23 protein-coding genes and 2 pseudogenes are annotated in these 22,409 nt (G+C 70.5%); 14 read left to right on the top strand and 11 right to left on the bottom strand.

Annotation, left to right across the window (positions count from 1 at the left end; translation table 11 throughout):
• Positions 1-13: 13 nt before the first annotated feature.
• The 4 genes from ACZ4VI_RS31420 to ACZ4VI_RS31405 all read left to right on the top strand — a co-directional run bounded on the left by ACZ4VI_RS31420 (position 14) and on the right by ACZ4VI_RS31405 (position 5,326).
• The gene (locus ACZ4VI_RS31420; protein ID WP_468004929.1) at positions 14-940 is read left to right on the top strand and encodes a carbohydrate ABC transporter permease; all 927 of its coding nucleotides are present in this window, start codon (positions 14-16) and stop codon (positions 938-940) included.
• A gap of 11 nt (positions 941-951) precedes the next feature.
• Complete coding sequence (locus ACZ4VI_RS31415) at positions 952-1,794, top strand: carbohydrate ABC transporter permease (RefSeq protein ID WP_468004778.1); 843 nt, start codon at positions 952-954, stop codon at positions 1,792-1,794.
• Positions 1,794-3,089, top strand: coding sequence for an ABC transporter substrate-binding protein (locus ACZ4VI_RS31410; protein WP_468004776.1), 1,296 nt, complete (start codon positions 1,794-1,796; stop codon positions 3,087-3,089). Before ACZ4VI_RS31415 ends, ACZ4VI_RS31410 begins: the two co-directional genes overlap by 1 nt.
• 104 nt (positions 3,090-3,193) lie before the next feature.
• Positions 3,194-5,326 (top strand): AfsR/SARP family transcriptional regulator, encoded by a 2,133-nt coding sequence (locus tag ACZ4VI_RS31405; RefSeq protein ID WP_468004774.1) that lies wholly within the window; start codon positions 3,194-3,196, stop codon positions 5,324-5,326.
• On the opposite strand, the gene ACZ4VI_RS31400 is transcribed toward ACZ4VI_RS31405, so the two are convergent.
• From ACZ4VI_RS31400 to ACZ4VI_RS31390, 3 genes are all read right to left on the bottom strand, one after another.
• Positions 5,265-5,867, bottom strand: a complete 603-nt coding sequence (locus tag ACZ4VI_RS31400; protein WP_468004772.1) for a peroxiredoxin-like family protein — start codon at positions 5,865-5,867, stop codon at positions 5,265-5,267. The genes ACZ4VI_RS31405 and ACZ4VI_RS31400 overlap by 62 nt on opposite strands.
• A gap of 118 nt (positions 5,868-5,985) precedes the next feature.
• Positions 5,986-6,516 (bottom strand): transposase family protein, encoded by a 531-nt coding sequence (locus tag ACZ4VI_RS31395; RefSeq protein ID WP_468004770.1) that lies wholly within the window; start codon positions 6,514-6,516, stop codon positions 5,986-5,988.
• Positions 6,517-6,716: 200 nt separating this feature from the next.
• Positions 6,717-7,811 carry an alpha/beta fold hydrolase gene (locus ACZ4VI_RS31390; protein ID WP_468004769.1) on the bottom strand — a complete coding sequence of 365 codons (1,095 nt, stop codon included), beginning with the start codon at positions 7,809-7,811 and terminating at the stop codon, positions 6,717-6,719.
• Positions 7,812-7,921: 110 nt separating this feature from the next.
• On the opposite strand from ACZ4VI_RS31390, the gene ACZ4VI_RS31385 reads away from it, so the two are divergent.
• Positions 7,922-8,659 (top strand): TetR/AcrR family transcriptional regulator, encoded by a 738-nt coding sequence (locus tag ACZ4VI_RS31385; RefSeq protein ID WP_468004767.1) that lies wholly within the window; start codon positions 7,922-7,924, stop codon positions 8,657-8,659.
• Positions 8,660-9,058: 399 nt separating this feature from the next.
• Here the strand turns inward: ACZ4VI_RS31385 and ACZ4VI_RS31380 are convergent, their stop codons facing one another.
• Both ACZ4VI_RS31380 and ACZ4VI_RS31375 read right to left on the bottom strand, forming a co-directional pair.
• On the bottom strand, positions 9,059-9,208 hold the full coding sequence (locus tag ACZ4VI_RS31380) for a hypothetical protein (RefSeq protein ID WP_468004765.1): 150 nt from the start codon (positions 9,206-9,208) through the stop codon (positions 9,059-9,061).
• Between the two features lie 35 nt (positions 9,209-9,243).
• Positions 9,244-10,563: a tetratricopeptide repeat protein gene (locus ACZ4VI_RS31375; protein WP_468004763.1), complete on the bottom strand. Its 1,320-nt coding sequence runs from the start codon at positions 10,561-10,563 to the stop codon at positions 9,244-9,246.
• A gap of 224 nt (positions 10,564-10,787) precedes the next feature.
• Here ACZ4VI_RS31375 and ACZ4VI_RS31370 point away from each other — a divergent pair, with 224 nt between their 5' ends.
• The 9 genes and pseudogenes from ACZ4VI_RS31370 (at position 10,788) to ACZ4VI_RS31330 (ending at position 16,984) form a co-directional block, all read left to right on the top strand.
• Positions 10,788-11,159, top strand: a complete 372-nt coding sequence (locus tag ACZ4VI_RS31370; RefSeq protein WP_468004761.1) for a DUF6415 family natural product biosynthesis protein — start codon at positions 10,788-10,790, stop codon at positions 11,157-11,159.
• Between the two features lie 87 nt (positions 11,160-11,246).
• On the top strand, positions 11,247-11,480 hold the full coding sequence (gene tgmA, locus ACZ4VI_RS31365) for a putative ATP-grasp-modified RiPP (RefSeq protein WP_468004759.1): 234 nt from the start codon (positions 11,247-11,249) through the stop codon (positions 11,478-11,480).
• Positions 11,481-11,554: 74 nt separating this feature from the next.
• Positions 11,555-11,791: pseudogene (locus tag ACZ4VI_RS31360) on the top strand (MvdC/MvdD family ATP grasp protein); the annotation flags it as partial.
• 157 nt (positions 11,792-11,948) lie between these two features.
• Positions 11,949-12,314: an MvdC/MvdD family ATP grasp protein gene (locus ACZ4VI_RS31355; RefSeq protein WP_468004945.1), complete on the top strand. Its 366-nt coding sequence runs from the start codon at positions 11,949-11,951 to the stop codon at positions 12,312-12,314.
• Positions 12,307-13,512, top strand: a complete 1,206-nt coding sequence (locus ACZ4VI_RS31350; RefSeq protein ID WP_468004757.1) for a methyltransferase domain-containing protein — start codon at positions 12,307-12,309, stop codon at positions 13,510-13,512. The genes ACZ4VI_RS31355 and ACZ4VI_RS31350 overlap by 8 nt, the downstream gene beginning before the upstream one ends.
• 283 nt (positions 13,513-13,795) lie before the next feature.
• Positions 13,796-14,998: a S8 family peptidase gene (locus ACZ4VI_RS31345; RefSeq protein ID WP_468004755.1), complete on the top strand. Its 1,203-nt coding sequence runs from the start codon at positions 13,796-13,798 to the stop codon at positions 14,996-14,998.
• A 74-nt stretch (positions 14,999-15,072) separates the two neighbouring features.
• Entirely contained in the window at positions 15,073-15,627 is a 555-nt protein-coding gene (locus ACZ4VI_RS31340; protein ID WP_468004753.1) for a DUF1697 domain-containing protein, read from the top strand.
• A gap of 96 nt (positions 15,628-15,723) precedes the next feature.
• Positions 15,724-16,347: a mycothiol-dependent nitroreductase Rv2466c family protein gene (locus ACZ4VI_RS31335; RefSeq protein ID WP_468004751.1), complete on the top strand. Its 624-nt coding sequence runs from the start codon at positions 15,724-15,726 to the stop codon at positions 16,345-16,347.
• Positions 16,348-16,405: 58 nt separating this feature from the next.
• Positions 16,406-16,984 carry a TIGR03086 family metal-binding protein gene (locus ACZ4VI_RS31330; RefSeq protein WP_468004749.1) on the top strand — a complete coding sequence of 193 codons (579 nt, stop codon included), beginning with the start codon at positions 16,406-16,408 and terminating at the stop codon, positions 16,982-16,984.
• A 24-nt stretch (positions 16,985-17,008) separates the two neighbouring features.
• Here ACZ4VI_RS31330 and ACZ4VI_RS31325 read toward each other — a convergent pair whose 3' ends face one another.
• The 6 genes and pseudogenes from ACZ4VI_RS31325 to ACZ4VI_RS31300 form a co-directional block, all read right to left on the bottom strand.
• Positions 17,009-17,758, bottom strand: coding sequence for a sirohydrochlorin chelatase (locus ACZ4VI_RS31325; protein WP_468004747.1), 750 nt, complete (start codon positions 17,756-17,758; stop codon positions 17,009-17,011).
• Between the two features lie 2 nt (positions 17,759-17,760).
• Entirely contained in the window at positions 17,761-18,639 is an 879-nt protein-coding gene (locus ACZ4VI_RS31320) for an ABC transporter permease (protein WP_468004745.1), read from the bottom strand.
• Positions 18,626-19,420, bottom strand: coding sequence for an ABC transporter ATP-binding protein (locus ACZ4VI_RS31315; protein WP_468004743.1), 795 nt, complete (start codon positions 19,418-19,420; stop codon positions 18,626-18,628). The genes ACZ4VI_RS31320 and ACZ4VI_RS31315 overlap by 14 nt, the downstream gene beginning before the upstream one ends.
• Before the next feature lie 34 nt (positions 19,421-19,454).
• Positions 19,455-20,561, bottom strand: a complete 1,107-nt coding sequence (locus ACZ4VI_RS31310) for an aliphatic sulfonate ABC transporter substrate-binding protein (protein WP_468004741.1) — start codon at positions 20,559-20,561, stop codon at positions 19,455-19,457.
• 204 nt (positions 20,562-20,765) lie between these two features.
• Positions 20,766-22,121 (bottom strand): sulfate adenylyltransferase subunit 1, encoded by a 1,356-nt coding sequence (locus ACZ4VI_RS31305; RefSeq protein ID WP_468004739.1) that lies wholly within the window; start codon positions 22,119-22,121, stop codon positions 20,766-20,768.
• Positions 22,122-22,123: 2 nt separating this feature from the next.
• A pseudogene (locus ACZ4VI_RS31300) lies at positions 22,124-22,409 on the bottom strand (sulfate adenylyltransferase subunit CysD); the annotation flags it as partial.

Here is a 22,409-nt window from a genome sequence, read left to right as displayed (position 1 = left end):
GTGTGCTGTGAGTGTGGCGACCGCGACGAAGCGGTCCGGCGGACCAGCGGCCGCCGGCAAGAGACCACGCGGTGCCGGGCGGGACCACGGCGCCTGGTTCCTGGTGCTGCCCGCGCTCATCCCCATCCTGATCCTCAGCGTCGGCCCTCTGCTCTACGGCATCGCGCTCGCCTTCACCGACGCCCAGTCCGGCCGCACCCAGGCCACCCAGTGGGTCGGCACCCTCAACTTCCAGGACCTGCTGCACGACACGCTCTTCTGGGACTCGTTCCGGATCGGCCTGCTCTGGGCCATCGGCGTCACCGTCCCGCAGTTCCTGCTCGCCCTCGGCCTCGCGCTCCTGCTCAACCAGAACCTCCGGTTCCGCTGGCTGGCCCGGGCGCTCGCGATCATTCCCTGGGCCATGCCCGAGGTCGTCGTCGGCATCATGTGGCGGCTCGTCTACAACCCCGACGCCGGCATCCTCAACGAGACGATCCGCGACCTGGGCCTCGGCGACGGACGCGACTGGCTCACCGGACTCGCCACCGCCCTGCCCGCCGTGATCGTCGTCGGCGTCTGGGCGGGCATGCCGCAGACCACGGTCGCCCTGCTCGCCGGCCTCCAGAACACCCCGCACGAACTCCACGAGGCCGCCGCCCTCGACGGCGCGGGCGCCTGGCGCCGCTTCCGTACGGTCACCTGGCCCGCCCTCAAGCCGGTCGCCCTCGCCATCACGGCCCTCAACTTCATCTGGAACTTCAACTCCTTCGCCCTGGTCTACGTCCTGACCAACGGCGGACCCGGCGGCCGCACCCGGCTGCCCATGCTCTTCGCCTACGAAGAGGCCTTCCGCTACGGGCAGTTCGGCTACGCCGCCGCCATGGGGTGTGTCATGGTCGCCGTCATCTCCGTACTCCTCGCCCTCTATCTCGTCGGACGGCTGAAGGAGGAACGTTGAGGGAAGGCCCGGTGAGCACACTCCGTACCAGCAGACCCGCGCGGTTCGGCCAGTACCTCGCGCTCCTTGCGTACCTGGTCTTCCTCGCCTTCCCGTTCCTCTGGCTGGTCTCCACCGCCTTCAAGCCGGCGACCGAACTCGGCTCGCTCCACCCGACCTGGATCCCGGAGGACCCGACCCTCGCCAACTTCCGGCAGGCGTTCGACGAGCAGCCGCTGCTCCAGGCCGCCGGGAACAGCCTCGTCGCCGCCCTCGCCGCGGCCCTGATCGCCGTCGTCATCGCCACGCCCATGGCCTATGTGATGGCCCGCCACCGCGGCCGGCTCTCCACGGCCGCCACCGGCTGGGTCGTGATCAGCCAGGCCTTCCCGTTCGTGCTCGTGATCATCCCGCTCTTCCTCGTCCTTAAGAACCTGCACCTGATCAACAGCCTCTTCGGTCTGGTCATGGTGTACGTCGTCTGGTCGCTGCCGTTCGCGCTGTGGATGCTGGCCGGGTACGTACGGGCCGTGCCGCCCGAGCTGGAGGAGGCCGCGGCCGTCGACGGCGCCGGGAAGCTCCGTACGCTCGTCTCGGTCACCGCCCCGCTGCTCGCCCCCGGCATCGTCGCCACCGCGCTCTTCGCCTTCATCACCGCGTGGAACGAGTTCTTCTTCGCGCTCGTCCTGCTCAAGACCCCGGAGAAGCAGACCTTGCCGGTCGTCCTCACGCACTTCCTCGGCGCGGAGGGCGTCGCCGACCTCGGCCCGCTCGCGGCGGCCGCGTTCCTCGCCACGATCCCCTCGCTCGTCATCTTCGCGATCATCCAGAAGCGCATCACCAGCGGGATGCTGACCGGGGCGGTGAAGTCCTGATGCGGGTACGGAGGTTGGCGGCGACCGCCGCCGCGCTCGCGCTGCTCCTCACCGGCTGCTCGGCGGGGGACGAACCCGACGGCGGCCCGATCCGGCTCCGCTTCCAGTCGCTCGCCTGGCAGAAGGAGTCCGTCGACGCCAACAAGGAACTGGTGGCGGAGTGGAACGCCGCGCACCCCGACATCCAGGTCGACTACGTCCAGGGCAGCTGGGACTCCGTCCACGACCAGCTCCTCACCTCCTTCGAGGGCGGCGAGGCGCCCGACATCATCCACGACGCCTCCGACGACCTGGCCGACTTCGCCTACGGCGGCTACCTCGCCGACCTGACCGACCTCCTGCCCTCACGCCTGAAGTCCGAGATTCCAGCGCGCAGTTGGGAGACGACGACGTTCGGCGACGGGATCTTCGGCGTTCCCTTCCTCCAGGAACCGCGCATGATCATGGCGAACAAGAAGATCCTGGAGTCGTCGGGCGTACGGATTCCCACCCCCGAGAAGCCCTGGAGCTGGGAGGAGTTCCGGCAGGTCACCCACGACCTGACGGCGAAGATGGGCCAGGGGAGATACGCGATCGCCTGGCCGCTCAAGGAGCCGGTCTCGGTCAGTCTCAACCTGGGGCTCTCGGCCGGCGGACAGCTTTTCCACCGCGGGGCCGACGGCAAGGTGACCCTCCGCTTCACCGAGCGGGACGACATCGTGCCCGGGACCATCCACGACCAGGTGAACAGCGACCTCAGCGCCTCGCGCTCCACCCTCGGCACCGGCGGATCGGACGCCCTGCCGGGCTTCTTCGGCGGAAAGTACGCGATGGTCCCGCTCGGCTTCTCGTACCGCCAGCAGATCGCCCAGCAGGCGCCGGAGGGCTTCGAGTGGATCGTCCTGCCCGCGCCCGCCGGGCAGAACGGGCTCGCCCAGGGCGTCAGCCCGCAGACACTCTCCATCGCCGAGGACAGCCCGCACAAGAAGGAGGCGGCGGCCTTCCTCGACTTCTTCCTCCAGCCGGCCAACATGGTCCGCCTCGCCCGCGGCGACTGGATGCTGCCCACCGGGACGGCCGCACTCGCGGACCCGTCCCTGCACACGGCGAAGGACGGCTGGGCGACCGGCGCCGCCGTGGCCGAGCATCTGCGCTCGGCGCCCGCGCAGTCGGTCCGCGGCTATCCGGAGTGGAAGGACAAGGTCGCCACCCCGGCCTACCAGGAGTACTACAGCGGCGCGATCGACGCGGCGGAGCTGCGCAAGCGCCTGGAGAAGGACGGCAACCTCGTCCTCGCCCGCTACCAGCGAGATTGAGCCGCGCGAGGACGGGACGGGAGGACGGCAGGGGAGGACGGGACGGGAGGACGGGACGGGAGGACGGGACGCGGGGACGGCAGGGGAGGACTAGATTTGCAGGTATGAGCGGGCAGAATGCGTTGCGCATTCAACTGCTCGGCGGCTTCCTGGCCGAGGTGGGCGGCCGCGAGATCGCCGACGAGCGGTGGCGGCTGCGCAAGGCCAAGGCGCTCGTCGCCCTGCTGGCCCTCGCCCCTGGCCACCGCCTGCTCCGCGACCAGCTCCTCGACGCCCTGTGGCCGGATCTGTCCCCCTCCGCCGGAGCGAACCAGCTGCGCAAGACCCTCCACGAGGCGCGCCGGGTCCTCGACCCCGACCCCGCGGCCACCTACACGTACATCGCCTCCGTCGACGAGTTGCTCCGCCTCGCCCCCGCGACGCTCACCGAGGTCGACGTGGACGCCTTCGAAGGGGCCGCACTCGCCGCGCGCCGGGAGAAGGACCCCAGCGCCTACGAGGCTGCGATCGCACGGTACGGCGGCGAGCTGCTGCCCGAGTTCCGGTACGAGGACTGGGTGGCGGACCGCCGCGAGGCCCTGCACGCCGAACACCTCGCGCTGCTCGTGGGCCACGCCCGGCTGCTCGAGGCCCGGGCGGACCTGGACGGGGCCGCCGCCGCGTTGCACACCGTGCTGGCCGAGGACGCGACGAACGAGGACGCGGCCTCCGCGCTCATGCGCGTCCACGCGCTCGCCGGGCGCCGCCATGACGCCCTCGCCGTGTACGAGCGGCTGCGTGGAGCCCTCGCCGACGAGGTGGACGCCGTGCCCGACGTCCGCACGCAGCGGCTCTTCGAGCGGATCAGGGCCGGCCTCGCCGAGCAGCCGGCCGGACTCACCGGGGAGCTGTGGGAGCAGGTGGGGGACCTGCGGGTGCTGTCCGGGGACGCAGCGGGCGCTGCGGCCGCCTTCGGCACGGCCGCCCGGCTGCCAGGCGACGACGAGGCCGTACCCGCCCGGCGCCACCGCAAGGCGGCCACCGCGCACCTCATGGGACACCACCCGGCCGAGGCGGAACCCCACCTGCGCGCCGCCGAGACCGTCGTCGCGCACCTGGACGACGAGGCCGAGGCGGGCCGGATCGCCGGAGCCCGCGCCACCTGGCTGTACGAGACGGGCGACATGGAGGGGGCGCAGGACCGCGCGGAGGCGAGCCTCAAGGCCGCCGAGCGGTTCGGCACCGGCGCGGACGTGGCCGCCGCGAGCGAGACCCTCGCCATCGTCTGCCACTACCGGGGCGCCTGGCGGGAAGGGCTCCAGCTGGAGATCGAGCGGTTCGGCGAGACGGCCGACACCGACGCCCAGCTGGCCCGGATCTTCGACATCCACTGCTGCATCGGTCAGTACCACCTGTACGGCGACGGCCTGTCCGAGACGGTGGAGGCCTACGCCCGCGACACGCTGGATCTCGCCGAAGCTCGCGGAGCGCGCCGCGCCCAGGCCTTCGCCTGGTGCCTGCTGGGCGAGGCGCTGCTGCTCCAGGGCCGCTGGGACGAGGCGCCGGGCTGCCTCGAACGCAGCGTGGAGCTCCACAGCTCGCTCGACAGCCGATCCGGGGTGCTGCCCTGGCAGCGGCTCGGTGAACTCGCCGCCGGACGCGGGGACAGCGCCAGGGTCTCCGACTGCCTGCACCGGGGGATGGCGCTCGCCTCGGCCGGGACGATGGCCCGGCACGCCTGGGGGCGGCTGTACGCGACGGCCGCGTTCGACGCGTTGGAGCGGGGCGCTCCGGACGAGGCGCTGCGGGCGGTGCGCGCGGCGGCGGTGGCTGACGAGCGGGACGGGAGCTGCCCGAGCTGCTCGGCGCTGCTCAACCCGGTGGCCGCCGAGGCCTTCGCCGCGCTCGGCGACCTGGACGGAGCCGTCACCCGGGCCGGGGCCGCGGCCGAGGTCGCCGGGATGTTCAGCAGCTCGGCCTGGAGCGCGATGGCCGAGACCGCGCAGGGCGCCCGGGCCACGGCGCAGGAGGACCCGGCCGCCGCCCGGACGCACTTCCTGGCGGCCGCCCGGCTCTACGAGCGGGCCGGGCAGCCGTTCTGGTCGGCCCGCTCGAAGGTTCAGGCGGCGTCGGCCTTCCCGGACACCCGTACGGGCACCAGCACCGAGGACCGGGCCCTGTTGGACGACGCGGCGGTCACCTTCGACCGCCTCGGCGCGGTGCGGCCGCTGGCGGCGGTGCGGGCGTTGTCGGCGTAGCGGCAGCGAGCACGTCGTCGACCGAGAGGGTGTCGGCGTAGTGGGCCCCGTAGTGCGCCATGCGGACCACCCCGTCGGGGCCGATCAGGAAGTCCGCCGGATGCCCCCGGATACCGCCCTCGTGCCCGAAGGGCAGCATGCCGAGGTAACCGGCGCCCATGGCCCGCATGTTGTCGCCCATGACCTTCGCGTGGAGCATCCCGCCCAGGGACTCCTCGACCCCGTACGCGCGGAACAGCCGCTTCTCCGGGTCGGCGAGCACGTCGAACGGGATCTCGGCGCCCTTGAGGAGCTGGGAGCGGATCGCCTCGACGGGGGAGTGGAACACGGCGAGCGTGGTCAGGCCCGCGGCCCGCACCTCGTCCGCGCGGCGCACCCATTCCCGTACGTGCAGGTTGCACAGCGGGCAGTTGGCGAAGCGGTAGAACTTCAGGATCACGGTCTGCCCGGGCCGCCCGACGGGGGACACCTTCTCCCCGGTCAGCGTGGTGCAGGCCAGGTCGGGAGCCCGGTCGCCCACCGCGAGTCGCGTGCTGGTCATCGAAGCCTCCTCGGTCCCGCGCCTCGCCGGCCGACGGTCGGGCCGGGTCCACGGCGCGTATGCCTTGAAGTCTCACCGGCCCGCGTTCCCTGAACGTTCCCGGAGCAGGCACGCTCCGTCAACGCACATCCTGGACCGCACTCCGACCGTGGGAGACACCGTGCGGGTGGTAGCGCGGTGCCTGCTGCGAAACGGGCGGAGCGTGTAGGAGCCGGAGCAGTCGCATTCTCCCCGCCGGCGCGGCGATCTTTCGGCACAACCTGGATCCGGGACGTCCTACGAGTTCCGCCGCGATGGCATGCAATAGCTGGCGAAGCCCCGTGCTGGCCTGGCGGTATCGCTCGCTGACCCCATCAACCTGCTCGACGAACGTCCGGCGCTCGCATTCGCTGTTGACGCAGAAGAACCGGCGTACCGTCAGCAGAATGACCGCCGACCTGCCAGCAACGGGCCGATCGGAGATCCTCCGTTCGTAACGGCTGTGCACACGTCTTGACCGGATCCCGCAGGCGGAGCATGGCCGCAGAACTGTTCGACTGAAAGCTCGCACGACGACCAGGTAGTCGTCCGTCGTGACGTCTTCCACCGCAACACCGTCGACACCTGGGAACAGCAACTCTTCGATCGATCGAGCAGTAACCCCCACCATCGAGAGTTGCCCCGGAGGAACGATCCGCCAGTCAAGGCGCTCGAACGTCGTTCACGGAAGTGCGGACAGAACCTTCAATCTCCCCAGATGGTGCTCATGACGTGGCCAAACCTGCTCAGTTGATCTCCCCACCCGTCGGGTGGTGCTCTGGGGTGTCTGGATGGCTCGCTCCGGGCCCGGGCCCGCTGGCCGCAACCCGTTCAGATGTCTGCTGCAGCAACTGACTCGCCGGCGACCACCACCGGCCGTACGTGAGCGAGCAGCAGGTCGAGGAACCGCTCCGGCCGGCGGAACGCCGCGAAGTGGCTGCAGTCCTCGATCAGTGCGAAGTCCTTGACCGGGGCATGGACGTCGTCGAAGAAGCGGCGGGCGAGGTCGGGCGACGTAAGGACGTCTTTCTCGCCCTGGAAGAAGAAGAACGGGATCTCGAACTCGGTACCGTCCGCCCAGTCGTCGAACCCCGACGTGCCTGCGGTGACCTGCTCCGAGAAGCTCATGCCCTTGACGAAGTGCCCCAGCTCGCGCAGCGAGTGCAGCGGCGAGAGCCACAGGGACCCCATGACGACCTTCTTCATCGTGTCCAGGGTCAGCGGGTCGCTGGTGGCCAGCAACTTGGCGTGCATCGCGCGCTCGCGGGCGGTCCAGCTGTGCTTGTCGGCCTCCAGGGCCTCGACCGCCGCGAGTTCCTCGTGTTTTCGGGCCGCCCGCAGTCGGGCAAGGAGTGCCTGGTGTATGGACTTGTCGCGGCCGGAGTCGTGGATGTTCTGGTCGGTGCCGACGTACGCGGAGTAGCGCTCGGGGAACTCGCGGGCGAGCCGCAGGCCGAAGGCGCTGCCGTAGGAGTGGCCGAGCAGGACGACCTTGTCGACGCCGAGGCGGGTGCGGATGTGGTCGGTGACCTCGACCGCGTCCGCGTAGATCCGCTCGAAGGTCATCTCGCCCTGTCCGTCGGCTCCGCTACGGCCGAGGGTCTTGAGGGTGCCACGCATGTCCCAGCGGACGATCGTGAAGTGCTTCTCCCAGGATCTGGTGCGCGGCCCGAAGATCGCGGTCGAGGCGCCGGGGCCGCCGTGCAGCTCCAGGACGACAGGGTTGGCCACGTCCTCGCCGCGGACCGAGACCCACTGGTCGATGCCGCCGATGCGGACGAAGCCCTGCTCGTCGATGCCGTTCGGGCTGTCGACCTTCATGAGGGAGGCGTTGTGGGAGCGCTTCAGGGCTCGGTGGCCGAGGATTCCGGCCGTCGGTGCGGCGAGGAGTGCGGCGGCGGAGGTGGCGACGATGGTGGCGAGCATGACGACTCCCTGAGATCCGCGTCCATAAACTGTGTATGCCGTAATCAGTTGGCTATACGTTATAAACAGTTAATGTGTGGCGTCAACACGTGACGGTGAGGGAGTTGAGGATGAGCGCGACAGAGCCCCGGAAGTCGACGGGGAAGCAGGGCGGCGGCGCGAAGGCGAGCTTCGCGCTGCTGTGGGGCGAGCAGGGGCAGTCGAGCCGGGGTCCGAAGCCCTCGCTGACCGTAGGCCGGATCGCCGAGGCGGCGATCGCGATCGCCGACAAAGAGGGCCTGGACGCGGTCTCGCTGGCGCGGGTCGCCAAGGAATTCGACGTCACCGCGATGGCGCTCTACCGGTACGTCCCCGGCAAGGCGGAACTCGTCGACCTGATGGTCGACCTCGCGATCGGCCCCCCGGTCCCAGTCGCCGACATCCCCGGCGGATGGCGCCCGCAGTTGACCGAGTGGGCCCGCCAGTGCTCGGCCGTGTACCGCCGCCACCCGTGGATCCTGACGGCCACCGGCATGCGCCGCCAGATCATGGGCCCCCATCAACTCGGCTGGCTGGACACCGCGTTGGCCGCGCTCGCCGGAACCGGCCTGTCAGCCCCCCAGCGGCATGACACGTTCCTACTGCTCGTGGGCCACATCCGCAACATCGCCCAGCAGACCGTCGAACACGACGAGGCCGCGAACGGGGAGTGGGCCCACCTCACGGCCGACGTCCTGGAACGCCACGCGGACCGCTTTCCCGCCCTCACGGCAGCGGTCGCAGAGGGCGCCTTCACGCCACAAGCCGGGGATGCGCTGGACTTCGGCCTGGAGCGGATCATGGACGGCGTGGCGGCCCTGCTCCCGTAACGAGCTCGTCGTAGCCGCCAGTCAGGTACCCACCGATCAGCCTCCTTCCACTTCCCGCTCCCGCATTTCCCCAGTTGGTTCGCTTCGAGAACCAACTGGGGCGAAGAGCGCCACTGAGGAAAATTCGAGGTTGGCATCAGCGTTGGTGTGCCGACCATCCAAGGCCGCAGACGCCCGCTACCGGGCCCCAGCCATCCAGTGCCGATCAGTGAGCTGAGGGCAATGAACCAGTGGTGACCAGCCTGGAGAGCCGCTGGACGTCGGCGTGAGTGTTGGCGACTGTAACGGAGCGGGCCCCTGATCAGTGAGAACTACGCGATGGGGCCTGCCTGTGGCAGGCCGAGGGCCTGAAGGACAGTGCGGGCCAGGTCCGGTGTCCACGGGTCGGTGGGGCCGACCTCAGGGCCGCTCATCGCAGCGATCTGCCACAAGCCGGGCGAGCTCGCCGGGCCTGATGCCGCCAGCCGTCTTGGTGACGACCGTGCTGTCCGGCCGCTGACCGGCCTGCAGGCCGTACACGCCCGTCTCGACCCAGTTCACAATGTCCATGGGCCTTATCTGCCGTCTAACGCGTGCTGAGCCTCTCAGGCGTCCTGCTCGGGCAGCAGCGGTTTCGCGAGTTCCCGGAGCTCGGCCGCCTCTGGCATAGCCACGAACCGGTCGAGGCGGACGAACATGTCGTTGGCCGCCTCGCTGATCTTCACCGACCGGATGCCGTCTGCGCAGTCGATGAACGACGTCCAGGCGGACAGGGCCGAGTCGAGGTCACCCCTGCGGAGGTGGACCTGGCCGAGGTCGGCGAGGACGATCGCGCGGCTGCGGCGCCGGTCCAGGCCGTGGATGTCGAGGGCCTGGTGCAGGTGCTCGGTGGCCTGGTCGAGGTCGCCGAGGCGGGCGTGGATCATGCCGGAGTGGTGGGCCCATCGGCCGATGCTGAAGTGGGAGGCCCACGACTCGCCGGGCGGGGCGTCGGGTGTCTTCTCGATCGCCTTCTGGGCGGCCGTGAGCGCCGTGGTGGCGAGGCGGCGGTCTCCGTCGATGGCGGCCGCGTCCGCCAGGGTCGTCTGGTAGTAGGAGACGGCCCGCCCGTCGGACAGGTGCTTGGCCTCCTCGACGCAGCGCTCGGACAGGCGGAGGGCGATCGCGTGGAACTTCGGGCCGAGGTCGATCGCCTGAACTGCGAGGCCGCGGAGGGCGGTCGCGGCGAGTTCGGGGTCGCCGGCCTCGGCGGCGAGCTGGTAGGCGTGGCCGTAGTACTTCTGGGCCAGGCCCTCGTTGCCCTCGTCCTGGGCCATCCAGCCGGCGAGGTGGACGAGCTGTGAGGTGGCGGCGAACAGGGCCCGGCCGGTCTTCTCCTTGTAGGAGCCGTTCAGCCACGGCTCGACGTCGTCGACGAGGTAGCGCACGGCCAGGTGTCGGGCGTGGCCGCCGCCGAGCTCGGCGGCCGCGTCGCCGAGGACCTTGGTCATCTGCCGGATCGCCGCGACCTCGCCGGAACCGACGCTGACGCCGCCTGGCTTGTTGACACGGCGGGTGATGGCCTCGGAGTCCGGCAGATTCAGAGCGCCGAGAGCGTAAGCGCTCGTCGCGGCGAGGAAGTTCCGCCGTAGCACGTCGCTCCTTCCCAACTCGATGACTGACGCCACGGTATCCGCGCCGAGGCCCAGAGACCCGGAAGATTCTCCGGCCGGTGCCGCGCTGAGGTCGAGGACTTCGACGATGTACGGCAGCCAGTAGCGCGGGTCCCGTTTGCCGACCATCCACCTGCGGGCCGATTGCCGGTCGACGCCGTTCGGGCCCCGGCCTTCCGCGATGCCCAACTCGCGGGCGAGCTTGGTCGGCCCCCAGCCGCGCGCGTCGCACGCCTGCCGGATGAGCTCGCCGATGTCCGGGCTCTCGGGCACCCCCGCCCCTTTCCGTCTTGATGCCGGGGACGTGAGGGTCCCTCCGGCCGGCCCACGCGGGCCTACGGCTGGCCTACAGCCTGGCACCTCCTCACGGCCTGTGCTCAGGCGTTGACTCAACACCACACCGAAGATTCGACGCCCCTCGTACGGAAACGGTGATCAGACCCGTGCAGCCCTTGGACCCCAACCACGCGGAAAGCGTCGCGCCCCCCGCTCCTGTGATGCCCGGCCAGAACGCGGCGACTCCCCAGCCCACGAGCTACGACATGGCCGCCGATGTGCGGCTCGCCCTGGACCTGGCCCGGGGGCGGCCGACCGGCCCGGCGTGCGACGCGCTGCGGGTCCGGCTGCGCGGCTACATCCGGGCGCTCGCCGACCCGGCCGACGCCTACGCCGACAAGTTGGCCGATTCCCGAGCCCGGGACATCGCCGTCAACACCGTCCGCCACGCACGGGCAGTCGCCGAAGACCCCGTGGTCGACCCGGCGGCGAACCTGCGGCTGTTGGCGAAGGCCGTCGACCACCTGGCCCGCTACGCGGCGCACGAGCGGCAGAACACTATCGGCTTCGGCCGGCCCGGCGCCGGCCCCTGAGACCCCCCGCCCCGCCTGGGGCCGGGGAACCACCGGCCGCCCGTCCCGGGCGGTTACGGAACCCGTCACATCAGAGAGGAGAGCGCCTTGAGCGCTATCGCTACGGCGGCCGTGGTGCGGCCGCCGATGGAGCCGTTCGCGATGCGGTTCGCCGCACGGCAGACCAGCGAACCGGTCGACACCAACGGCGTCACCTACGACACGAACCTGCAGATCGCCATCACCCGCGAGGGCAACCCGTGGGCGATGACGGCCGCCGGTGAGACCAGCAGCAACACCAACTCCGACAGCCAGAACGACGAGGGCACCGACTTCTACTAGGAGAACCCGAGGTGACGGAGCCTGACGGCGGGACGGTGCTGGTTCTCACCAACCAGCTCGACTCGACAGCGGACATGGTCGTCGACCGGCTCAATACCCGGGGCATCCCGGTGTTCCGGTGCGACACCGCTGGGTTCCCTATGGAACTCTCGCTGACTGCGACGCTCGGAGAGGGCTGGGGCGGGGTGCTCGACAACCGGCACCGCACCCTCGACCTGGCCAAGGTGCGGTCGGTGTACTTCCGAAGGCCCGAGGAGTTCCGGCTGCCCGACAGCATGTCCGAGGCTGGGCGGCGGTTCGCCGCCGCCCAGTCCCGGGCGGGTTTCGTTGGGGTAGCCGTGTCCTTGCCGTGCCTGTGGATCAACCATCCTGCGCGGGACCTGGACGCCAACCACAAGCCGTGGCAGCTGACCGTGGCCCGGCGGCTCGGCCTCGAACCCCCGCGCAGCATCATCACCAACGACCCCGATGCGGCGCGCACGTTCGCTCGACAAGGCGCACGAGGTGCGGCTGACCGTGGTCGGCGACCGGTTCTTCGCTGTGGAGATCCACGCCGGCTCCGACGCGGCCCGGATCGACTGGCGCACGGACTACAAGAGCCTCACCTACCAACCGACGACCATGCCCGGCCGGGTACGGCAGGCTGTGACCGCGTTCATGCGGCAATTCGGTCTCGTCTTCGGCGCGTTCGACTTCATCGTGACGCCGTCCGGCCAGTGGCGGTTCCTGGAGGTGAACCCGAACGGCCAGTGGTCGTGGATCGAGCACAAGACCGGCGTGCCCATCTCGCACGCCATCGCGGAACTCCTGGAGAAGGGCACGATGCATGACTGACCTCAGCGTTCAGGACGACGAGACCTCGCGGAGCCTGCGAGCCGGGCTCGCCGACGAGCTGGAGGCCGACGGGTCGCTGCGGTCGCCGCACTGGCGGAAGGCTGTCGAGACGGTTCCCCGGGAGGTGTTTCTGCCGGAGTTCTTCACCGACGGGACCGGCACGGACGGCATCACCCGCTACACCAAGGTCGGTCGCGACAGCGGCGAGAACGGGTGGCTGACCCTCGTCTACCAGAACAAGACGTGGGTCACTCAGCTCGACCACGGCACCACGACCGTCGCGGGCGAGGGCGTCACTGGTGTGCCGACGAGCTCGTCCACGTTGCCCGGCGTCGTCGTCGGCATGTTCGAGGACTTCGACGTGCCTGAGGGGCGGCGGATCTACGAGGCCGGCAGCGGTACCGGCTACTCGACCGCCCTCGCGTGTGCCCGATACGGCGACGAGTTCGTGACCAGCTGCGAGCACGATCCGCGGCTGTCCGCCCTCGTCCGCGAGCGGCTGGCGTCCCTCGGCTACCGGCCTCGGCTCCTGGCCGGGGACGCCGGGAAGGGCTGCTGGGACGGTGCCCCGTACGGCGGGGTCATCGCGGCGTACTCGCCCAGCCACGTGCCGGCGTCGTGGGTCGAGCAGACCGAGGAGGGCGGGGCGATTCTCGTATCACTTGACGGAGGCCTGGACGCGTACGGGTACATCCGGCTCGTCAAGACCGGTGACGGCAAGGCGGAGGGCCTGTTCCTCAACGGGCAGGTGTCGTTCATGCTGTCGCGCGAGCTCGCTCGCCCGGACATCGGGCCGCTGATGCGGGCCGCGCTCGCCGACCGCGACTCCGCCGAGCCCGTCGATGTGCAGGTCGACCCGGGCGCGGTGGAGAGCCCTGCGCTGATGTGGGCCGCGCAGATCGCGATGCCCGGCATCACCCGGCTCCGGCTCACGTCCGGCGACGTGTCGGGCCGCTGGTTCCTCCACCCGGACGGCTCGTGGGCCGTCCTGGAAACCAGCCCCGCAGGCTCCCCGCGCGCCTACGAGGGCGGCCCTCAGCGGCTGTGGAGCCAGCTGGAAGACATCGCCGCGACGTGGCTCGCCGACGGCCGGCCCGGCGTCGAGCGGTACGGGCTGACCGTGACCGGCGGCGAGAACACTGTGTGGCTCGACACCCCGGACAGGCAGATCGGCGTACTCCCGACGAATGCGGACTGAGGCGTTCGTCGAACCGGCGGAGCTGGGGACGATTCCGGCCAACGTCGAACTCCCGTAACCCTGCGTATCGATGGCCCCCGGGGTGAAACCCGGTGGCCTTAACGCGTGCCGGACTTGGGCGAGTTGGCCGATTTTATTATTACGAAGGCTTGTTGACTAAGTCACAGCTGCATGAAGGTCTTGATTTGCACTCGTCAATGAGCAAGGGTTTCGAGGCAGCCGCCGGAGAGTTTCCTTCCGGTGGCTCAACCCCCCACAAATCCTGACGAGGAGACCCCTCTTCATGGCAATACACAAGCGTGTCCGCCGGACGAAGCTCATCGCCGTCTCGACCGCGATCGCGGCCGCGGCCGGAGTCACCGTCCTCACCAGCCCGTTCGCCGGCGCGGCCCCCACGCCCGCCCTCGGAACGGTTCACGGGCTCGGCGTCGAAGGCGCCGTCGCAGGCAGTTACATCGTTCTGCTGGACGAGAAGGCCGACAAGGGCGAGCTCGCGGAGGAGTACGGCGGCACCCTGCGCCGCAGCTACGACTCCGCCGTCAACGGCTTCTCGGTGAACGGCCTTACGGAGACCGAGGCCAAGCGCCTCGCCGCCGACCCGGCCGTCGCCAAGGTCGTCCAGAACAAGAAGTTCTCCATCAACGAGACCCAGACCGACCCGCCGTCGTGGGGTCTGGACCGGGTCGACCAGACCGACACCGCGGGCGACAAGAAGTACACCTACCCCGACAGCGCGGGCGAGGGTGTCACGGCGTACGTCATCGACACCGGAGTCCGCATCACGCACAAGGACTTCGAGGGCCGCGCCACCTCCGGCTTCGACGCCGTCGACAACGACGACGACGCCTCGGACGGCAACGGCCACGGCACCCACGTCGCGGGCACCATCGCCGGCGCCGCGCACGGCGTCGCCAAGAAGGCGAAGATCGTCGCCGTCCGCGTCCTCGACGACAACGGCTCCGGCACCACCGAGCAGGTCATCGCGGGCATCGACTGGGTCACCCAGAACCACCAGGGCCCGTCCGTCGCCAACATGAGCCTCGGCGGAGGTGCCGACCCGGCTCTCGACGAGGCCGTGAAGAAGGCCATTGCCTCCGGTGTCACCTTCGGTGTCGCCGCCGGCAACGAGTCCTCCGACGCCGGCGAGGGCTCCCCCTCCCGCGTCCAGGAGGCGATCACCGTGGCCTCCTCCACCGAGGACGACCAGCAGTCCAGCTTCTCCAACTTCGGCTCCGTGGTGGACCTCTACGCCCCGGGCTCGGAGATCACCTCGGCGTGGAACGACAGCGACGAGGGCACGAAGACCATCTCCGGCACGTCCATGGCCACCCCGCACGTGGTCGGCGCCGCCGCCGTCTACCTCGCGGCGCACCAGGACGCCACGCCGGACCAGGTCGCCGAGGCGCTGGTCGCCGGAGCCACTCCGGACAAGATCAGCAACCCGAGCGAGGGCACGGCCAACAAGCTGCTCAAGATCGTCGAGTAGCGGCACCACCCGATGGACCGGCGGTCGCCGTGCCCTCCCCCACGGGGCGCGGCGGCCGCCTTATCGTGTCGGTCATGACAACGACGTACGCCGCGCTCCTGCGCGGAATCAACGTGGGCGGACACCGCAAGGTGCCGATGGCGGACCTCCGTTCAGTCCTCGAAGGGCTCGGCCACCACGACGTCCGGACCTATCTGCAGAGCGGGAACGTCGTCTTCACCACCGACACCGACACGCTGAGCGACGACGAACTGGCCACCGCGATCGAGGACGCCATCGAGAAGCGGTTCGGCTTCCGCGTCGACTGCCTCGTCCGCGACGACGCGTATCTCGCCGCCGTCGCCGAGGCCTGCCCGTTCCCGGCCGCCGAGCTGGAGGGCCGACAGCTCCACGTCACGTACTTCTCCGAACCGGTCGGCCCCGAGCGGTTCGCCTCGATCGACCAGAAGGCCTTCCTCCCCGAGGAGTTCCGGCTCGGCGACCGCGCGCTCTACCTCTACGCGCCCCGCGGCCTCGGCCAGTCCAAGCTCGGCGAGGCGCTCTCCCGGCCCGCCCTCGTCAAGGGGATCGTGGCCACCTCGCGCAACTGGAACACCGTGGTCAAGCTCGTGGAGATGACGCGGGCCTGAGCGCGTCCAGGCGCCGCCGGCCGGCGGGAAGTGGCCCACTCGACGGGGGCGTGAGTGGACCGGTCCGGGCTGCCACTGCTGGGCTACGCTCCTTCCATGACCATAGAGACGCAGCCGAAACCCGTCGTCGACTTCTATTTCGACCCCGCCTGCCCCTTCGCCTGGATCGCCTCCCGCTGGATGCTCGAGGTCGAACAGCACCGCGACATCGAGCTGCGCTTCCGGGTGATGAGCCTGTACCTCCTCAACATGGGCAGCGAGCTGCCCGACGACTACCGGGCGTTCGTCGACAGGACCATGGGCCCGGTGCGGGTGGCTGCCGCGGCCGCCGAGCAGCACGGTGAGGACGTCCTGCGCGGCCTCTACACCGCCTACGGCGTCCGGATCCACCAGGACAAGAACGACGACTTCGACGCCGTGATCGCCGAGTCCCTCGCGGAATGCGGCCTCCCCGCCGAACTCGCCGCGGCGGCCCATGACACGTCGTACGACGAGGCGGTCCGGCGCAGCCACGACGCCGGAAAGGACCCCGCGGCGGACGGCTACGTCGGCACGCCGACCATCCATGTCGACGGAACCGTCTGGTTCGGACCGGTCCTGCGGGCCATCCCGCGCGGCACGGAGGCGGCCGAGCTCTTCGACAGCTTCCGCGTGCTCGCCGGCCACTCCGACCTCTTCGAGCTCAAGCGGACCCGCACCGGCGGTCTCGACTTCAGCTGAGCGCACCGTGTCGCGATTCTTCAAGACCGGGGACGCGACGCTTCGTAGCCTCGGCGGCATGAACGACATTCACGCCCACCTCACCGTCGCTGCCGCCGAGGCAGCCCGCGTCGCCCGCGGCGTCACCGCCGACCAGCTCGGCCGGCCGTCCGTCTGCGCCGACTGGACGGTACGCGAGCTCGTCAACCATCTCGTCCTCTACTCCGCGCACGGCCTGGAGCACCGGGCCCTGCGCACGCAGCTCCCCGAGTCCACCGTCCAGCGGGACTTCGCGGCCGACGCCGACTGGGCGGAGCGGTACGCGGCCCAGCTCGACCGGGCGCTCGCCGCCTGGGAGAAGCCGGACGCCTGGGAGGGAGACGTGGACACCGGCTATGTGACCATGCCGGCGCCGGTGATCGCCGCGCTGATCGTCAAGGAACTCACCCTGCACGGCTGGGACCTGGCCCGCTCCACCGGCCAGGACTTCACCGTCCCCGACGCGACGGGAACGTTCGTACGCGGAGTCGTCGAGGAACACGCCGAGGTCTACCGCCAGTACGACGGCTTCGCCGCCCCGGGCACGGCCCCGGAGAACGCCTCCGACCTCGACCACGCCCTCGCCACCAGCGGCCGCGACCCCAGGTCCCAGCCCTAACCGGCGACCCCGCGCCGCCAGGTCCTAGCCGGCGGCCCGCGCCGTCAGGTCCGCCGCGCGCGGCGCCCCGCACTCCTCGTACCGCTCCACGAGCAGCCGGGCCAGTTCGGGCGACGGGCCGAGGACGTCCGCCAGGACGTCGGCCTCCGCCGCGCCCGCCGCGATGCGGTCCGGGAGGCGGCCCGGGGCGATGACATAGGGGGCCACCGCCACGCGGCGCACGCCGTCGGCGCGCATCGCCCGGACCGCGTCCTCGGTCCTCGGCAGAGATGCGGAGGCGAACGCAGGCCGCACGGAGCACCAACCGGTGCGCCGCAGCTCCCGCGCCGTATGTGCGATCGCTGCGATCGCCTCCGGGTCGGTGGAGCCCGCCGAGGCCAGGACGACCCCGGTCGAGCGCTTGTCGCCGGGGGTCAGCCCGGCCTCGTACAGCCTCCGTTCCACCGCCGCGACCAGCAGCAGCGAGGGGCCGAGCACCTCCGCCTGGCGGATCCGCAGGCCCGCCGGGGCCTGCCGCAGCACGGCGGGGATGTCGGCCTTCGCGTGGAAGGCCCGGGTCAGCAGCAGCGGCAGCGCCACCACGTCCCGTACCCCGTCGGCCGCGAGCCGGTCGAGCACCCCTGGCACCGACGGGAGGTTGAAGTCCAGGAACGCCGTCTCCACCCGCAGCCCCGGGCGCAGCGCCCTGGCCCCGCGCACCAGCGCGTGCACGGTCGCCGCGTGCCGCGGATCGCGGCTGCCGTGGGCGATGACGAGGAGAACAGGGGCGCTCATGGTCAGCTCTTCACCAGCAGACCGCGGCCGCGCAGCACCGCACGCTCGAGCGGGCTGAAGATCAGCAGGTCGATGGCGACGCCGACGAGCAGGATCAGGATGATGGCGAGGAAGATCCCCGGCATGTCGAAGTTGTTCCGGCCGTTCTCCAGCAACTGGCCGAGGCCCAGGCCCAGATCGGGCGAGGAGGCGATGATCTCGGCGGCCATCAGCGACCGCCAGGAGAACGCCCAGCCCTGCTTCAGACCAGCCAAGTAGCCGGGCAGCGCGGCCGGCATCACGATGTGCCAGGCACCCTTCAGGCCGGTGGCGCCGAGCGTGCGACCGGCCCGCAGGAAGAGCGGCGGGACCTGGTCGACACCGGCCACCAGGCCGTTGGCGATCGACGGTACGGCGCCCAGCAGGATCACCGCGTACATCATGCTGTCGTTGAGGCCGATCCACAGCACGGCCGGGGCGACCCAGGCCACCGACGGCAGCGACTGCAGACCCGCGAGCACCGGCCCGATGGCCGCGCGGACGAACCTCACGCGGGCGACCAGCAGCCCCAGCGGCGTACCGATGGCGAGCGCCAGCAGGAAGCCGAGCAGCGCACGCGACACACTCGTCCAGAGGATGCCGAAGAGCGTGCCCTCCAGCCACATGGTGGTCAGGCTGTCCCACACCGCGGACGGCGACGGAAGCTTGGACTGGTCGGTGACCTCGGCCATCACCAGGAGCTGCCAGACCACAAGCACCAGCACGACGGCCGTGACCGGCGGCAGCACCTTCTTCAGCAGGACCTCGCGCACCGGCGTACGGCGGACCTGCACCGCGTCCAGCGCGTCGAGGCCCGCTTCCAGACCGGCCAGATCGTCGGTCTTCGTATCAGTGCTGGCCATGACGGCGGATCTCCCCACGCAGTTCTTCGGTGATCTCGACGGACAGCTCCGCCACGTCGGCGTCCTCGATACGGCGCGGCTGCGGGATGTCGATGGTCCACTCCCGCGCGATCCGCCCCGGCCGGGACGACAGCAGCACCACGCGCTCGGCAAGGCGCACGGCCTCACGCACGTTGTGGGTCACGAACAGCACCGACAGGTTCGTCTCGCGCCAGATCCGGGTCAGCTCGTCGTGCAGCACGTCCCGGGTGATGGCGTCGAGCGCCGCGAACGGCTCGTCCATCAGCAGCAGGTCGCTGGCCTGTGCGAGCGCCCGGGCCAGGGCGACACGCTGGCGCATGCCGCCGGACAGCTCGTGCACCCGCTTGCGGTACGAGCCCGAGAGCCGCACCAGTTCGAGCAGGCGCTCGGCCTCCGGGCGGCGCTCGGACTTCGGCACCCCGCGCAGCTTCAGCGCGAGTTCGATGTTCTTGCCCGCGGTGAGCCACGGGAAGAGCGCGTGCTCCTGGAACATCAGGGCGGGCCGGCCGCCGGGGGTCTCGATGGACCCCGCGGACGGCCGGTCGAGCCCGGCGACCAGGTTGAGCAGGGTGGACTTGCCGCACCCCGAGGCCCCCAGGAGGGTGACGAACTCGCCCGGGGCGACATCGAGCGAGATGTCGTCGAGGACGAGCTGCCCGCCGGCGGGTCCGCCGAAGGACTTCGAGACATGCTCGATACGGGCGGCGTGCGTCACCGCCGTACGGTCCTCGGCCTTGGCGAGCGTCGCGGTCGTGGCCATGGTCGTCACCTCCTGGGTATGAGCTGCGGACTTGTTACTTGACGCCGAGACCGGCGTCGGAGACCGCGGGCCGGCCCGCCGCCTTCAGGACCTTGTTGAGGGGCCCCAGGTCGTAGATGCCGTCGAGGTCGGGCTCCTTGAGGAGACCGGCCTTCACCGCGTGGTCGGCCTGCGCCCGGAGGGTCGCGGCCAGCGGGTCGTCGGTGAACTGGAGCGACGGCCACGCACTGTCGATCACCTGGGCGCTCAGCGGCTTGCCGGTGAGTTCCTTCAGCTTGGCGTTGGCCGACGCCTTGGCCTTGTCCGGGTTGGCGTTGATCCACTCGTTCGTCTTCGACGAGCCGCGCAGCACCGCCTCCACGACGTCCGGGTGCTCGGTGAGGAACTTCTGCGACACGATGATGTTCGTGATCACGAACTTCTTGTCGGGCCACAGCGTGGACTCGTCGAGCAGTACCTTCCCGCCCTCGCTGACCAGCTTGGACGCGGTCGGCTCCGGCACCCAGGCACCGTCGATCGAGCCGGACTTGTAGGCGTCCGGGGTCACCTTGTTGTCCGTACGGAGCACGGAGACGTCGCCCTTGCCGCTCTGGGCGTCGACCTTCCAGCCCTTCTCCGAGATCCAGTTGAGGAAGGCCACGTCCTGGGTGTTGCCGTGCTGCGGCGTCGCGATCCGCTTGCCCTTGACGTCGTCCAGGGTCTTGATCTTGTCCGGGTTCACGACCAGCTTCACACCACCGGAGGCCGAACCGGCGATGATCCGCAGATTCTTCCCCTGGGACTTGGTGTAGCCGTTGATCGCCGGGGAGGGACCGATGAAGCCGATGTCGAGCGAGCCGGCGTTCAGCGCCTCGATCGCGGACGGACCGGCGTTGAAGGTCGACGCCTTCAGCTCCGTACCGCCCAGCTCCTTCTGGATGATGCCCTCTGCGTCGCCCACCAGGGCCGTGGCGTGGGTCAGGTTCGGGAAGTAGCCGACCCGGACCGTGTCCGCCGAGAGCTTCGCACCCTTCGGGGCCACCTTCTTCTCGTCGCTCTTCGCCTGGGACCCGTACCCGCACGAGGCGAGCGCGCCGATCAGCAGCGGCAGAGCCGCGGCGGCGGCGAAGGAGCGGCGCAGGGTGGTACGGGAGGCAGGCACGGGTGGTTCCCCTCAGGGTCTTCGAAGGCTTCTTCGGCTATGTCGTTCGTGGTACGAGTGAAGCGGCAGCGCGCCCTGTACCCGGCGCATGGGCGTCGTCAGCTCGCACATCGCGCGACCCCTCCGCGGCCCGCGCCGAGGGCGCCGGAACCCACGCGGCCGCCCTCCTTGGCGAAGGTGCGGTAGACGTCGTCGTACGTCATCTCAGAAGTCCCAGCCCTCGTCGTCCGCGGCGTTCGAGACGACCACGGCCTTGGCGGTGGCGAAGGACTCGCCCGCCATGCCGGCTGCGAGCGTGGTGCCGTCCGCCGGATCGATCAGCAGGAACGATCCGGTACGGCGCGAGTCGGCGTACGCGTCGAGCGCGAGCGGCTCGGCGGTACGGACCTTCACCCGGCCGATGTCGTTGGCGACCAGCTGTCCCGGCTCGGGGTGCTGGGAGAGGTCGTCCAGGGTCAGCCGGGACGGGATCTCCTTGACGATCGCCTTGACCGTACGGGTGGTGTGCTTGAGCAGCACCCGCTGGCCCACGGTCAGCGGCTGGTCCGCCACATGGCAGACCGTCGCCTCGACGTCCTGGCTGGTCGCCGGGGCGTCACCGCTCGGGGCGAGGAGGTCGCCGCGCGAGATGTCGATGTCGTCGGCGAGCCGGAGCGTGACCGACTGCGGCGCCCAGGCGATGTCCACAGACTCGCCCAGCGCGTCGATCGCGGTGATCGTGGACGTCTTCCCCGAGGGGAGGACGGTGATCTGCTCGCCGACCCGGAAGGCACCGGCCGCGATCTGACCCGCATACCCCCGGTAGTCCGGGTGCTCGGCGGTCTGCGGACGGATCACGTACTGCACGGGGAAGCGCGCGTGGCAGGCCGTCAGGTCGTGGCTGACCGGAACGGTCTCCAGGTGTTCCAGGACCGTCGGGCCGCCGTACCAGTCCATGTTGGCGGAGGGCTCCACCACGTTGTCGCCGGCCAGCGCGGAGATCGGGATCGCGGTGATCTCCGGGACGCCGAGCTCGGAGGCGTACGTCGTGAACTCCTCGGCAATCTTGGCGAAGACGGGCTCCGCGTAGTCGACGAGGTCCATCTTGTTGACAGCCAGGACCACGTGCGGGACCCGCAGCAGCGCCGCGACGGCCGCGTGCCGCCGGGTCTGCTCGACCACACCGTTGCGCGCGTCGACCAGGACCACGGCCAGCTCGGCGGTGGAGGCGCCGGTGACCATGTTCCGGGTGTACTGCACGTGCCCGGGGGTGTCGGCCAGGATGAACCGGCGCCGCGGGGTCGCGAAGTAGCGGTAGGCCACGTCGATCGTGATGCCCTGCTCACGCTCGGCCCGCAGGCCGTCCGTCAGCAGCGCCAGGTCGGGCGCCTCCTGGCCGCGCTTGAGGGACGCGGCCTCCACGGCCTCCAGCTGGTCGGTGAGGACCGACTTGGAGTCGTGCAGGAGCCGGCCCACCAGGGTGGACTTGCCGTCGTCGACGGATCCGGCGGTCGCAAAACGCAGCAGGGTGGTCGCCGAGACGTCGGCGAACTCGGCGAACTGCTCGGTCGTGCTCGTCATGGCTAGAAGTACCCTTCGCGCTTGCGGTCTTCCATCGCGGCCTCGGACATCTTGTCGTCGGCGCGGGTCGCACCCCGCTCGGTGAGGCGGGAGGCGGCGATCTCGGCGATGACGGCGTCCAGCGTGGTGGCCTCGGAGTCGACGGCGCCCGTGCAGGACATGTCACCGACGGTGCGGTAGCGGATCAGCCGCGTCTGGACCGTCTCGGTGTCCTTGGGGCCGCCCCACTCGCCGGCCGTCAGCCACATGCCGTTGCGGGCGAAGACCTCGCGCTCGTGGGCGAAGTAG

This window comes from Streptomyces sp. NPDC029169 (assembly GCF_055563935.1).
The sequence above is the reverse complement of the archived record's forward strand: the minus strand, read 5'-3'. Positions and strand labels throughout refer to the sequence as shown.